This is a genomic window from Sorangium sp. So ce295, assembly GCF_051527405.1.
GTDB lineage: Bacteria > Myxococcota_A > Polyangia > Polyangiales > Polyangiaceae > Sorangium > Sorangium cellulosum_B.
This window is the reverse complement of sequence record NZ_CP150324.1, coordinates 6,996,849-7,009,622: the sequence shown is the minus strand read 5'-3', so window position 1 is coordinate 7,009,622 and position 12,774 is coordinate 6,996,849. Positions and strand designations below refer to the sequence as shown.

Here is a 12,774-nt window from a genome sequence, read left to right as displayed (position 1 = left end):
ATAGGAGTCAGGCGATGGAGCGCCGGCCCCGAGCAACCGACCCCTGAGCGGCCACCGTCTCCGGCAGCGCACAAAGCGCTTGGCGGATTTTGTCCGTTATGTTGGATGAGCATCCGCTGGTAATCAAGCGCGGCGTTCGCTGCCCGCTCGACGTCCTCGGACATCGAGGACGCGGAGGCATGCCGTCGCACCCCAGAGGGCCCATGTCGAACGTCACACGCGGCTGGTTCGAAGACAACGCAGAATCCATCGGCCGCACGCCGCTCCTGCGCCTCCGTCGCGTCGTCGAGGGCGCGCTCGTCGCGGGCGAGATCCGGCTCGTGCCCGGCGCCGGCGCGGTGTATGAGCGCCGGCCTTCCGCCGAGGTCGCCCCGCGATGATCCCCCGCCGCCGCCTGCACCGCGCCGTCTTCGCGCTGGCTGCCCTCTACAACGCCTGCTGGGGGCTCTACGCCGCCGCCGACCCGCAATGGCTCTTTCGCTTCGCGGGCATGGAACCCCTCAATCACCCGCAGATCTTCGCCTGTCTGGGGATGGTCGTCGGGGTGTACGCCATCCTCTACGCGGAGGTCGCGCGCGCGCCCGAGCGCGGGTTCCTCCTTGCAGGCGTCGGCCTGCTCGGCAAGGTGCTCGGGCCGATCGGCCTCGCGGCGCTGCTCGCCACCGGGCAGTGGCCGCCTCGGTCCGCCGTCCTCTGCTTGACGAACGATCTCGTCTGGTGGATCCCCTTCGGCCTGTACCTCCACGACGCATGGCCGTTCTTCGTGCGGCAGTGGAGGGATGCGCCGGGGAGCCCGTAGCTCCTCCGGGGGGCTGACCTCCGGACCGAGCCGGGGACGAGCTCGGCCGGCATGTGTCGTTCGTGCGGGCCAGGACAGGCTATACGCTGCCGCGGTTCGCCGGCGCGAGGGGCCTCGCTCCGCGGCGGAGCCCGCTTCGCGTCCCTCGCCGTCGGCAAGTTCGGCCTGCGGGCCGTCGCGCAGTCGCTCGCGCGCGAGCTCGGCCCGCGCGGCATCCACGTGGCGCACGTCGTCATCGACGGGCTGATCGACACCCCGCGGGTGCGCGCGATGGTGCCCGGGAGGAAGGCCGACACCCTGCTATCGCCGGAGGCGCTGGCAGAGACCTACTTCCAGCTCCACGCCCAGGCGCCGAGCGCCTGGACCCACGAGATCGACGTGCGCCCGTCGGTGGAGAAGTTCTGACCCTGCCCTGGGCGGCGGGCCCGAGCGCGCCGGGCGAGATCCCCGATCCATCCCGCGGAGCCCGGGGGTAGAATCGTGGTGCGCCGGCCGTGGCGCCCGCCGGCGAGCGTGCAGACGCGGAGGCGGGCGCGCGCCGCGTGGAGGCGCGGCCCGCCCGCAAGGAACGAAGGATGACAGAGAGAGACAGGCAATCGACCCCCGCGGCGGCGGAGCTGTGGGGAAACGGGCGCGGTTACGGCCCGATCTCGCCGCGGCACCCGCTCGGCGGCGAGATGACGGACGTGGTGCGCGGCATCTTCACGCGCCTCAGGCTCCCGTGGCTCCTCCAGCGCTACGCCAAGATACCGGTGCTCGCGGTCTTCAGCTGCGTGAACGGGTTCGTGAGCATCGGTCTGATGGCGGCCCTCGCCGTGGTGACGAAGTCGCCCTTCGTCTTTCCGTCGCTCGGGCCAACGGCCTTCCTGTTCTTTTACACTCCCACGGCGGCGTCGGCCGCGCCGCGCACCACCATCGTTGGGCACAGCATCGGCATCGCGGTAGCGTACATGAGCCTGCTCGTCACCGGGCTCACGCACGCAGGTCCGGCGACAGCGACCGGGGTGACCCTGCCGCGCGCCATCGCCGCGGCGCTCTCGCTGGGGCTCACGGCCGGCCTCATGGTGCTCGCCCGCGCGCCACACCCTCCCGCGGGCGCGACCACGCTCATCGTCTCGCTGGGCATCCTGTCCCGGCCCCCGATGCTCCTCGTGCTCCTCGGCGGGGTCGTCCTGCTCACGCTCCAGGCCATCGTCATCAATCGCCTCGCCGGCGTCGACTACCCGCTGTGGGCCCCGCGGCAGGCGCGTCCGGAGCAGGATCCGCCGCCTCCGCCTCCTCCTTGATCCAAGGGCCTCCCGTTGCCGGGCGGCCGAGGACGGGCGACTCGCGTCGTCGCTCCATGCCAGCAGGGCGCCTCGTCGCGCGTCGCGCCGCGTCTGTCTGCGATGTCACGATCGCGGTGTGACATGTCACGATCGCGGCGTGACATGTCACGCCGCGATCGTGACATGTCACGGTCGCCCATCGGAGATGGGGTTGGGCTCCGAGCTCCCGCGCGTCCAACGAAAGGGCCCGATTCGGCAGGATCCGCCGCCCGTTCGGGCCGCGGAGATCGACGTCGAGCGGCTGCAGCGGAGAGGTCGTGGTTTCCCGGGCGCTGGCGCACCGGTTGCTGGGCCGCTCCGCCAGGGGCCCTGGGGCCCGGCCCGGCGGCGATCGCTGCCTTGGTCGTTGCTTCGGGGCCCCGCACGTCATGTGGGGAGTCCAGCGACGGAGGTTTTGTGAAACATTCATGTGTGATGGTCGGGACGCTGCTGCTCGCAAGCCTGGGAACCGCGGGCTGCGTGGTGGAGAGCGTCGAGAACGAGGGAGGCGAAGACGCCCTCGGCGAGGCAGAGCAGGCGCTGGCGTCCAGCCCGGCGCTCCGTGACTTTGGGCAAGTTCAGCCGCAGACCACGGCCTGGCGCACGGTCACCGTGGACAGCCAAGGGGTGACCCTCACAGGTTGCCAGTGCAGCGTCTCGAGCCAGCACTTTGGCGTCTCGAACTGCCCGGTCTCCTTCAAAGGCCAGCGGAACGTCGACGTGTCCTTCACTGCGCCAGGGTCGCCGGGGACCTATACCGCGACGTTCAACATCACATGCGGAGGGCCGTCCTCGCCCTTTGCCAGCAGCAATCTGAGCGCCGTCGCCCCCATCGGCGTCAACCACAACGGCACGCTCCTCCGGGCCGGCGGCGCGAAGCCGAGGGCCGGGCGCAAGGCCGCGCGGCAGGCGCGGACCACGGGCTCGGCGCCGTCGAGGCGACGCTCGCGGTGAGCCGTCGCGCGGCGCCGAGGGCCAGAGCCAGCGACGCGCCACGCTTCGATCCGCCGCGACCGCGCGGCGTGGTGCTCGTCAGGCCACGATCGAGCCGGCATGACCCGCCTCCGCCAGGTTCTCCCGGCAGGCCGCGATCGTCGGGTGGCCTGGGCCGAGCGTCGCCATGTAGATGGAGAGCGCCCGCTCCAGCAGCCGGCGCGCCGACGCCCGCTTGCCCTGCCGGAGGCGCAGCACACCGAGGTTGTTGAGCGCCATCGCCAGGTCGGGGTGGGTCGGGCCCAGGAGCCCCTCCATCGTCCCGATCGCCTTGCGGAACAGGCGCGCTGCGGCGTCGAGCTCGCCCTCGGCGTAGAGGAGGGCGGCGAGGTTGCTCGTGGTGAAGGCGACCTCGTGGTGCGCGGGGCCGTACGCGCGCTCGAAGATGGCGAGCGCCCGCCGGTAAAGCGCTGCCGCCTCGCCGCGCTTGCCCTGCGCGTCGAGGATGGCCGCGAGCGCGGCCGCGTCCTCGGCGACGAGCGGGTGCTCGGGCCCGAGCGCCGCCTCCCGCAGCGCCACCGAGCGGCGCGCGAACGGCTCTCCGCGGGCCGCCCGGCCGCGGGCGTGCTCGAGCCCGCCGAGGTTGTGGAGCAGGGGTGCGAGATCGGGGTGATCCGGCCCGTGCACCCGCTCGAGGACGCGGATCGCCCGGCGGTACAGCCGCGCCCCCTCGGCGAAGCGCGCGCGGTACTTGCAGCTCATCGCCAGCTCGTTGAGGCAGGCGGCGACCTCGACGTCGCGGGCGCCGAAGGCGGCCTCGGCCAGCCGGAGCGCGTGGCGGGCGCGCGCCGCCGCGTCTGCGTAGCGCCCCTGGAGCCGCGCGGTCGCGGCCAGGGCGAGCCATGCGTGGACGCGGAGCCGCTTGACCTCGCCGCCCCGCCGCGCCCGCGCGAGCACGAGGACGGCGCGGCGCGCGTGCGCCTCGGCGGCGGGAGGGTCGCCGGACGCCGCCGCGATCCGCCAGTGCACGAGCAGCGCGCCGGCTGCCTCCGGGTCGGCGGGCCCGAGCTCCCGCTCGACGAGCGCGAGCGCCTCGCCCGCATCCGAGCGGGCCTCGCCGAGCATGCCCATGGAGAGATGGAGGAGGGCGCGCTCGCGGAGGGCGCGGGCGCCCGCAGCGGCCTGTCCCCGCGCCGGCCGCGCCGCGCGAGGGGCGGACGCGGGGGAGGCGCTCACGAGCTGTCGGCGCCGCCGGTCAGGAGGGCGATCGTGGAGGCTGGCATGGGGCAGGGAGGATCGGCGATCCGGCGAGCGCGCGCCAGGGGGCGGTGAGCGCATGAGGGAGAGGCGGATTGACCACATGGCACGAGATGCGGTTGGCGGCCGCGCGCGGGTAGGCGGACGCCGGCGCGCCTTGACGTCTGGCGAGCGCTCGTGTGCTCTCGTTCTGCTGCTCTTCGCGCGACGCCGAGCGGCTCGACCAGGAAAGGGAGGAATCATGCTCACGCACAGCTACACCTACGAGGCGGCCCTGGCGGATTCACACAAGATCACCTGGCGCGTCGAGGACATCATCGGCGGCGACAAGCAGCTCGACTTCTCGAGGCCCTTCCTGCCGGAGTCGCTCGCGGGCACGGCGTCGATCCGCTGTCTGAGCGCGCGAGAGAAGCTCCTGCTCAACCAGATCCGCGGCAACAGCTATCTTTACCTCTTTGGCTTCGTGGAGGAGTTCATCCTGCCGTTCGTGCTCGATCAGGCGCGCACCGCGGTCCACGGAGCCGACGCGGTCGAGGTGCGCGCGCTCGTCACGTTCGCCGACGAGGAGGCGAAGCATATCCACCTCTTCCGCCGGTTCTCCGCGGAGTTCGCGCGCGGCTTCGGCGCGGAGTGCGGGGCCATCGGCCCCGCGAAGGACGTCGCGGCGGCGATCCTGAAGCACGGCGCGCTCGGCGTCGCGATGGTGACCCTGCACCTCGAGTGGATGACGCAGCGCCACTACCTCGACAGCGTCAAGGAGGGGGACGCCGAGGGCCTCGACCCGCAGTTCTCGAGCCTGCTCCGCCACCACTGGATGGAGGAGGCCCAGCACGCCAAAGTCGACACGCTGCTCGTCGCCAAGCTCGCCCGCGAGGCCGGGCCGGAGGGCATCGCCCGGGCCTTCGACGACTACGTATCCATCGGCACGATGCTCGACGGCGGCCTCGCCGCGCAGGCCAGGCTCGACATCGAGGCCCTGGAGCGCGCCGCCGGCCGCACGCTCGCCGAGGCCGAGAAGGCCGAGATCTTCGAGGCGCAGCAGCGCTCCTACCGCTGGACGTTCCTCGGCTCGGGCATGACCCACCCGAGCTTCGTCCGCGCGCTCGGCGAGCTCAGCCCCGCCGGCGCCGAGCGCATCGCCGCCATGGCGAGGGCGCTCTCCTGAGCGCCCCCTGGGCAGCGACGCTCCGCCGGGCGGCGCGCCAGGCGCCGCGGCGTCACTCCGCGAGCGCAGCGTCGCCCAGCGTGTTCACGTAGCCCGACTCGATGATCCTCTTGAGGAGCATCAGGAACACGCCCGCGTCGCGCCAGCACTCCGCCGGCAAGCTCGCCACGCCGCCGCGCACGACGTCGACGAATCGCTCGACGACGCGGCCATCCCCGGCGCTGTCGTCGGCGGCGAGGTCGCGCAGCGTCGCCGCGATGACGTCCTCGTCATCGACGCCGACGAACCGCAGGGTGGCCTCGACGAGCCTCCGGTTCGGATGGTTGAAGAGGTTGAGATCGAACCGGCCCCGGGCGCCCGAGCGCCCATCGACGTCCTGATCTCCCACGTCGTCGAAGATGCGCGAAGCCGCGTCGGCGAACCGCTCGCACACGCGCCTGATCGCCGGGGCGGCCAGCACCTGTCCTATCGTGGGGAGCTCGGGGCTCGCGCTCCGGTAGAGGCTGTAGACGACGGCGACCGTCCCGGCCGTCTGAATGCTCCCGATCGCATGCGCGACGAAATCGTCGGCGTGCTCGTCCCAGAACGCACCCTCTTCGCGCTCGAGATAACGCTGGCTGAGCTGCCGCATGGCGGAACCATGGCTCAGGAAGCCGGCGACGGGCGACTCGATGAGCGCGCCCGCGTCCTCGGGAGAGCTCAGGCGACGCAGCAGGCGCGCCACCTCCGCGAGAGGTCGAGCGCGCGCCGCGACGAGGGCAGGATCGGGGCGCGGCGCCAAGGCCGCGTCGAGCTCGCTCCGGAGGACGGCGGACGCCAGCTGCTCCGCGTCGTTCGCCGCGGGAATGTGCAGGCGCGGCGCGTGAACCTCGATGAACAGGTGCGTCGCGGCCACCATCGCCAGGTCCCCGTCATCCATCAGGCCATCGAACAGGAACAGGAGTCCAAATACGATGGAGACCTCGGCGAGGCGCTCGACCTCCTCGATTTCGATCGCGATGGCGGCGCAGAACGCCGTCGCCTTGGGGCCGATCTGGCGCACGACGCGCTCGACGTGCTCCGGAGCGAGGTCGGGTAAGGCGCCCTGGACGATCGGGCGGAACCTCTCGAGAAAACACGCGTGGACGGCGCGCATCCTCTCGGAGAGCGCGCGGCGGCCGACGGCGGTCGGGTAGGAGTCGCCGAAGACGTGGCTCTGCCACGTCCTTTCCATCAGATTGTCTAGCTTTCCCATGACGGTTGCGACACGAGCAGCGCGCCGAGGACCCACGCGCGGTCCACCCGCGCCGGGCAATACAGCTCCTTGCCGATCCAGCGGAGATCTTCCTGGCCGGCGCCGACGTCATGGTTCGACATCAGCCAGTCGCGCCCCCGTCGCCAGGCGCCCCGCGCCATCGATTCGAGCTCGCGGTTCCTTCGGGCGGCGCGGAGCGCGAGCACGGCGTAGGCCGTCTCTGCCGCGGTGGGCGCGCCGCCGGCTCCCCAGCCGCCGTCGCCGCGCTGGGCGCGCAGCAGCGCCTCCACGCCGCGCTTCACGGCGGGCAGCTGCCCCTCGTGCGAGAGGGCCAGGATGACCTGGCTTGTCGTGTACAGCCAGGAGCTGTGCCACTTGTCGCCGACCCACCGCCCGTCCGGCTGCTGACGCTCGAGGAGGTACCGCGCCGGCTCCGACGCCTTCTCCCCGCGGGACGCGAGGGCGTGCATCGCGTGGGCATTGGTCGTGAGCGAGGGTTGCAGCTCGTTCGCGTACGTGATGAACATCCCGCCTCGCTCGAAGCGCCGCAGCGTCTCGATGGCGCGGGGCGCGGCGAGCTCTCCCAAGGTGGCGATGACCGTCGAGGTGATGTCGCCGTCCTGCGTGAACGCGTCGCTCATGCCGACGCCCTCGGGGCGAAGCGCGGCGCCGAGGTCGAGCAGCTGCGGCCGCGCCACGTCGCCGAGCCGGGGATGGTCGAGGAGATCGAAGGCCCGCAGCGCATACAGGACCCAGGTCTGCTCGAATCGGCGGATGGGCCACACCGTGGGGACGACGCCGGGGATCCCGACCTCGGTCGCGTCGCTCGCTCGAAGCAGGTACTCGCGCGCCGCCGCTCGTGCGCCCGCGAGGCCGGCCTTGTCCCGGGATGCGTGAAGCCAGGCGGCCGTGGCCGCGGGGCTGTGCCCGACGCCGCCGCTCACGTCGAGGAGGTCGGGCGAGGGGCCGCTCCCCCAGCCTTCCCACGAGTGCGAAGCCGCGCTGCCGGCCGCGGGCCGGGCCTTGCCGATCAGGGCCCGGCGCCGCTCGCCGAGCGCAATGAGCGCCCTGTACGGGCCCCAATCGACGCCGAGGCCGAGCGAGGAGGCCCGGTCGAGGAGCCTGGGCATGAGCAGCTCCAGCCCGACAGGGATGTCGTTCGGCAAGGACGTCCCCCAATGCGCTGCCTGGTTGCGCAGGAACGCAAGGCCCCCCTCGCAGGCGCGGCGCACCTGCGGCATGAGCTCGCGGCAGGGATGGAGGGCCACGAGCGACGCCAGCGTCGGGAGATCGCGCGCGCGCGGCACCGATGACAGCCCCCAGCCCCCATCCGACCGCTGCTGATCCAGGAGCCATGGAATGATGCTCGCCCTGGCATCGGGAAAGACATCGAACATCAGCACGGTGGCGGTGTCGTACACCGACGGGCTGACGAGACCTCCGCCACGCCCGAGGTCCGCCACGAGCTCGCGAAGAACGGCCAGAGCGCGATCGGAAGGACTCGAATGCGGTGAGGTGTTCATGTGCTGATCCACCCGGTGAGGGCCGGCTGCCGCCGGCGACGGTGTTGATGGTGAGCAGCGTCATCCCGTCGGAGATCGCGGCCGATGGCTCGATGCAATGGGCGCTCGATCTTTGCCCGTTCAGCACCGACGAAAGGCGACCCGTGTCGCGGCCGTCGGATGCCCGGTCGGGAAGTACACGTGCTTCGGTGAAGCGCCCTCCAAGTGTGGAACGAGCCCGGCGCGGCGCAACGCCCGGACGAGGAGGAACTGAAGCTGGAGCGCCTCGATGCAAGCGACGTTGTATCCAAGACAGAAGTGCGGCCCTCCGCCGAACGCGGCCAGCTCCAGCGGACCCGGCGGGCTCGAGCGATCTCTCCAGCGGTTCAGATCGAAGCGATCGGGGTCCGGGAACAGCGATGAATCATAACCGAATTGCGCGGGGCTGAGGGCCAGCGGCGTATTTCGAGGGACGCGTTTACCGTTCAGCGTGATCGCCTCGGTGACCGTCCGGAAGATGGACCAGACCGGCGTGTACATCCGCAGGACTTCCCGGAAGATGGCGTTGGCGACGGGGAGCCGGTCCGCCTCTCTCGCGGACATGGGCACGGACGCGTCCGGCGCGGCCGCGTGCTCATCGCAGAGCGCGCTCCACACCTCGCTCCGGCGCGACAGGACGATGACGATCCAGGCCAGGATGGAGGCGCTGGTCTCGTGCCCGGCGAGCAATATCGCGCGAAGGTTGTCGACGATGTCTTGGTCCGACAGGGGCACGCCCTCGTCGTCGCGAGCCTTCGAGAGCATCTCGACGAGGGAACCCGCGGCGCCGCCCCCGCGAGCGAGCGCAAGGAGCTTCCGCAGGTGGTCGTCTATCCAGGCGCGCGCACGAGCCGAGCGGTACGCGGGCATGCCTGGCAGACGACCCGGGATCGGGTAGACACCCAGGAACAGCTCGCGATAGGCCCGGCTCCAGGCGCGCACATCCTCTGTCGGGACCCCGCAGATTCGAAAGATGATCTCGAGGGTCAGATCCCGCATGGCGGGATGGACCGCGAAGCTCTCTTGCTGGAGCCAGGCATCGATCTTCGCGGCGAACGCGGAGGCGATGGTGGCGGAGGCCTCCTTGGCGAACCCCTGAGGGGAGAACGAGGGGTTGATGGCCGAGCGCATGTGCCGGTGCAGGGGCCCGTCCTGCGCAGCCATCGAGCGGCCCACGATCCCCTTCAGGTGCTCCGGATGGTCCATGACCACCTCAGGCGCGCGCAGGAGATCGAGGGCGTCGGCTCCGACATAGAAGAGCCGGCGCTGCGCGAACCCGAGGTTGACCCAGAAGAGCGGACCCAGCGCGCTCCTGCTGCGGCGCAGCAGGCCGACGGCGTCCCGGTGGAGGACGGACAGGTGACCGATCACCGGCAGCTCTCCCGCCGCGGTGGGGAAGCTGTCTCGGTCGGTTCGACCCAGGGAGAGCATGGCGCGCAAGCAGGAGGGGAGGGGCCGCGGCTCAGCGGCCCGAAGCGCCGCTCGTCGCCGACGCCGACGCGAGCTGGCGCATCTGGTTGATGCAGAACATGATTCCAGCCCGCAGGTTCGACCGCGTGACCATGCTGTTCAGATCGAGGCCCAGCTCGACGATCGTCTGCGCGACCGACGGCCTGATGCCGCAGATGATCCCGTCCGCGCCGAGGAGCCGGATGGCGTTCACGAGCTTGAGCAGGTGATTCGCCACCTGCGTGTCCACCATCTCGACGCCCGTGAGATCCAGGATGGCATACCGCGCGCTGGTGCGGACGATCTCGTCGAGCAAGTTCTGCATGACGTCGGCGGTCCTCGCGCTGTCGACGACGCCGACCATGGGCAGCGCGACCACCCCGTCCCAGACCTGGATGATGGGCGTCGAGAGCTTGCCGATGACCTCCTGCTGCTTCTGGATCTGCAACAGCCGTAGTCGGAGCTCCTCTTCGGCTCTCTTCGCCTCCGAGACGTCGAGCGAGAGCCCGATCACGGACTCGACGTTTCCGAGCGGGCTCTGGATCGGCACCATCCAGTTCTCCCAGAACGAGTTGTTGCCGGGGACGTGGCTCATGGAATGGGAGGGAGACCCGCGGAGCGCCCTCCTCACGTTCTCCGTGCCTTCGGGAGCGTTGGCAAAGACGTCGAAGAGGTTCGTCCCGACGAGCTGCCCCCGCTTGAGGCCGAGCCCCGCCAGGCCCTTCCCGTCGTGGCGGGTGATGACGCCCGCCGCGTCGCATGACCAGACGATGACAGGGAGGTTGTCGGAGAGGGCGCGGAGCATGTCCGCGTCCTCTCCCTTCCCGGGCTCGGCGGCGGGATGATCGTCGGCGCCGGACGTCGCGTGCAGCGAGCCGTAGACCGCCTGGCCGTGCGGCGCTCTGCGCAGCACGCAGGAGAAGGACGCATACACGTTCCCGGCCGTCATCACCCGCCCGCGGAGCTCCACGGACCCGGTCGCCTCCAGAAGCCCGGACCACTTCGCCCGGGCCGCCTCCCGGTCGTCGTCGTGGAAGAGCTGGAAGAACGCCGTCCCCGGCGTGGCCGCGTGCCCGACCGTGTGGCCGAAGGACTCGCTCCAGTGCGACAGCGTGCCATCGACATTCGCTACGAACAGCGCCTCGGGGGAGTAAAGATAGGCTGCCTCCCACGTGTCGCGTGTACTCGTGTAATGCTGTGTCATGACGAATGTTGCCCTCCCCCAAGCCCGATTCAGGCCTCCTACCTGTGCTCACCTCGTTCGTAGGGGCCGTGGATCGCGCATGATTTTGACCAAGAATCGGCGTCAGCAGACTCACCCCTCTCAGGACCCGCGAGCGCGATGACGAGCGCTCGGAGATGTGCAAACGCTTCGATCCCAGCGAGAGTTCCAGCTTGCATTGGGAGATTACAAGCCACACATCTCCGGCTGAGGCCGGGTAGATCCGGAACTCGCGCTAAGGCCATTCCCGATGTGTGTTCGTGATCGGCGTCCAGGATGCTGTTCAATCCGTTCGGCCCGGAAGCGCTCGCGAGGCGAGGGGGATTCAGACGAGATCATGACGGTGCCTCACGTCGGTGCCTCATGACGGTGCCTCATGACGGTGCCTCACGACGGTGCCTCACGACGGTGCCTCACGTCGATGATCGAGCGGACGCCGCCCGGAGTTTCATGGGGGCACCTATGCTGTCGTCCCGCCAGGGGAAAGGACTTGACTTCCACGAACCGCTTGGATGTGCTGTCCGGAAGTGCGGCTGCGCCGCTGTGAGCTTGACATGGAAACCGAGACCGCCCCGAGCCCCTCGCCCGAGCCGATCGACCTCTCCGCGCCTTCGGTGATAGCCGATCCTTACCCCGCGTACCACGCGCTGCGCGGGCGATCTCCGGTGCTCTATGCGCGCGTGCCCGCGGGCGGCGCGGCGGGCCTCGACGAGCCAATCCATGCCTACGCGCTCCTGCGCCACGCGGAGGTGCTCGCCGCGCTGCGGGATCCCCAGACGTTCTCGTCGAACGTCACGGACAAGATCCGTGTCCTGCCGAGGATCACGCTGCTGCACGACGATCCGCCCCGGCACACCCACCTCCGCAGGCTCGTCAGCCGATCGTTCACGCCGCGGCGCATCGCTGAGCTCGAGCCGTGGATTGGCCGCCTCGCCGCCTCGCTGCTCGAAGCGACGGGCGACGGGCCGTCAGACCTCATGGGCACCTACGCGATGCCCCTGCCGATGATGGTGATCGCCACCCTGCTCGGTATCCCGGCGGAGCGCTATGTGCAATTTCGGAGCTGGTCCGAGTCCGTGATGTCCTACAGCGGTATACCGGCGGAGGAGCGCGCGAGTCGCGGTAAGGCGATGGTCGACTTCTTCGCGGCGGAGATCGAGGCGCGACGGCGCGCGCCGTCAGGCGATCTCATCTCGGCGCTCGTGGAGGCCGAGATCGACGGCGCGCGCCTCGACACGCCCGAGGCGGTCGGCTTCTGCGTAGGCCTGCTCGTCGCCGGCAACGACACGACGACGAACCTCATCGGCAACATGGCGCACCTCCTGTCCGAGCGGCCCGAGCTCTACCGGCGCGCGCAGCAGGACCGGCGTCTCGTGGAGCCGATCATCGAGGAGACGCTGCGCCACTCGAGCCCGGTGCAGCGCCTCCTGCGCGTCGCCACGCGGCCGGTGGACGTGAGCGGCGTGACGATACCGGCCGGACACCTTGTCGACGTCGTGTTCGGCGCGGCGAACCGGGATCCGGCCGTCTTCGAGGCGCCGGACGCGTTCCGGCTCGACCGGCCTCCGGTGGAGCACATCGCGTTCGGGCAGGGGACCCATTTCTGCATGGGCGCGGCGCTGGCGCGGATGGAGTCACGGATCGCCCTGAACGCGCTCCTCGACTGCTATGAGTCCATCACGCCCGGCGAGGCGCCTCCGCTGCGGCAGACGCGGGCGATCATGCCGCTCGGGTTCGAGTCGCTCCCGCTCGTCCTGCGCCGGAGCCGCGCCAAACCCTGATCTCGGATCGCTTGCTCCGCAGCGGCCTTATCAGGTGATCTCGTCTCATGCGTCGAGTCGCCGACTGGCGTGCAGCGACGGGGCGC

Annotated in this window: 11 protein-coding genes and 1 pseudogene; 7 read left to right on the top strand and 5 right to left on the bottom strand. The window is 70.7% G+C overall.

From position 1 onward, the window contains the following. Nucleotides 1-203: 203 nt before the first annotated feature. From WMF11_RS26500 to WMF11_RS26480, 5 genes and pseudogenes are all read left to right on the top strand, one after another. Complete coding sequence (locus WMF11_RS26500; RefSeq protein ID WP_437972680.1) at nucleotides 204-380, top strand: hypothetical protein; 177 nt, start codon at nucleotides 204-206, stop codon at nucleotides 378-380. Beyond that, the gene (locus WMF11_RS26495) at nucleotides 377-799 is read left to right on the top strand and encodes a hypothetical protein (RefSeq protein WP_437540735.1); all 423 of its coding nucleotides are present in this window, start codon (nucleotides 377-379) and stop codon (nucleotides 797-799) included. Before WMF11_RS26500 ends, WMF11_RS26495 begins: the two co-directional genes overlap by 4 nt. A 111-nt stretch (nucleotides 800-910) precedes the next feature. Continuing rightward, nucleotides 911-1,204, top strand: a pseudogene (locus WMF11_RS26490) (short-chain dehydrogenase); the annotation flags it as partial. 170 nt (nucleotides 1,205-1,374) lie between these two features. Further along, nucleotides 1,375-2,085 (top strand): HPP family protein, encoded by a 711-nt coding sequence (locus WMF11_RS26485; protein WP_437540732.1) that lies wholly within the window; start codon nucleotides 1,375-1,377, stop codon nucleotides 2,083-2,085. Between the two features lie 438 nt (nucleotides 2,086-2,523). Next, the gene (locus WMF11_RS26480; protein ID WP_437902089.1) at nucleotides 2,524-3,060 is read left to right on the top strand and encodes a hypothetical protein; all 537 of its coding nucleotides are present in this window, start codon (nucleotides 2,524-2,526) and stop codon (nucleotides 3,058-3,060) included. A gap of 78 nt (nucleotides 3,061-3,138) precedes the next feature. Here WMF11_RS26480 and WMF11_RS26475 read toward each other — a convergent pair whose 3' ends face one another. Then, nucleotides 3,139-4,170 carry a tetratricopeptide repeat protein gene (locus WMF11_RS26475; RefSeq protein ID WP_437972679.1) on the bottom strand — a complete coding sequence of 344 codons (1,032 nt, stop codon included), beginning with the start codon at nucleotides 4,168-4,170 and terminating at the stop codon, nucleotides 3,139-3,141. 367 nt (nucleotides 4,171-4,537) lie between these two features. Between WMF11_RS26475 and WMF11_RS26470 the strand changes: the two genes are divergently transcribed. Further along, nucleotides 4,538-5,461 (top strand): hypothetical protein, encoded by a 924-nt coding sequence (locus WMF11_RS26470; RefSeq protein WP_437902087.1) that lies wholly within the window; start codon nucleotides 4,538-4,540, stop codon nucleotides 5,459-5,461. A 52-nt stretch (nucleotides 5,462-5,513) separates the two neighbouring features. On the opposite strand, the gene WMF11_RS26465 is transcribed toward WMF11_RS26470, so the two are convergent. From WMF11_RS26465 to WMF11_RS26450, 4 genes are all read right to left on the bottom strand, one after another. Beyond that, nucleotides 5,514-6,674 (bottom strand): hypothetical protein, encoded by a 1,161-nt coding sequence (locus WMF11_RS26465; protein ID WP_437972678.1) that lies wholly within the window; start codon nucleotides 6,672-6,674, stop codon nucleotides 5,514-5,516. A gap of 8 nt (nucleotides 6,675-6,682) precedes the next feature. Continuing rightward, a complete protein-coding gene (locus WMF11_RS26460) occupies nucleotides 6,683-8,218 on the bottom strand; it encodes a hypothetical protein (protein ID WP_437972677.1) in 1,536 nt (511 codons plus the stop codon). Between the two features lie 120 nt (nucleotides 8,219-8,338). Next, nucleotides 8,339-9,667, bottom strand: a complete 1,329-nt coding sequence (locus WMF11_RS26455; RefSeq protein ID WP_437972676.1) for a cytochrome P450 — start codon at nucleotides 9,665-9,667, stop codon at nucleotides 8,339-8,341. 31 nt (nucleotides 9,668-9,698) lie between these two features. Beyond that, nucleotides 9,699-10,889 carry an STAS domain-containing protein gene (locus WMF11_RS26450; RefSeq protein WP_437902083.1) on the bottom strand — a complete coding sequence of 397 codons (1,191 nt, stop codon included), beginning with the start codon at nucleotides 10,887-10,889 and terminating at the stop codon, nucleotides 9,699-9,701. Between the two features lie 572 nt (nucleotides 10,890-11,461). On the opposite strand from WMF11_RS26450, the gene WMF11_RS26445 reads away from it, so the two are divergent. Continuing rightward, nucleotides 11,462-12,688 (top strand): cytochrome P450, encoded by a 1,227-nt coding sequence (locus WMF11_RS26445; protein ID WP_437972675.1) that lies wholly within the window; start codon nucleotides 11,462-11,464, stop codon nucleotides 12,686-12,688. The last annotated feature ends 86 nt before the right edge of the window (nucleotides 12,689-12,774 follow it).

Coding starts and splice junctions, on each gene's coding strand:
- WMF11_RS26500 (WP_437972680.1), top strand. CDS start 204: ATGTCGAACGTCACACGCGGCTGGTTCGAAGACAACGCAGAATCCATC.
- WMF11_RS26495 (WP_437540735.1), top strand. CDS start 377: ATGATCCCCCGCCGCCGCCTGCACCGCGCCGTCTTCGCGCTGGCTGCC.
- WMF11_RS26485 (WP_437540732.1), top strand. CDS start 1,375: ATGACAGAGAGAGACAGGCAATCGACCCCCGCGGCGGCGGAGCTGTGG.
- WMF11_RS26475 (WP_437972679.1), bottom strand. CDS start 4,170: ATGGGCATGCTCGGCGAGGCCCGCTCGGATGCGGGCGAGGCGCTCGCG.
- WMF11_RS26470 (WP_437902087.1), top strand. CDS start 4,538: ATGCTCACGCACAGCTACACCTACGAGGCGGCCCTGGCGGATTCACAC.
- WMF11_RS26465 (WP_437972678.1), bottom strand. CDS start 6,674: ATGGAAAGGACGTGGCAGAGCCACGTCTTCGGCGACTCCTACCCGACC.
- WMF11_RS26460 (WP_437972677.1), bottom strand. CDS start 8,218: ATGAACACCTCACCGCATTCGAGTCCTTCCGATCGCGCTCTGGCCGTT.
- WMF11_RS26455 (WP_437972676.1), bottom strand. CDS start 9,667: ATGCTCTCCCTGGGTCGAACCGACCGAGACAGCTTCCCCACCGCGGCG.
- WMF11_RS26450 (WP_437902083.1), bottom strand. CDS start 10,889: ATGACACAGCATTACACGAGTACACGCGACACGTGGGAGGCAGCCTAT.
- WMF11_RS26445 (WP_437972675.1), top strand. CDS start 11,462: ATGGAAACCGAGACCGCCCCGAGCCCCTCGCCCGAGCCGATCGACCTC.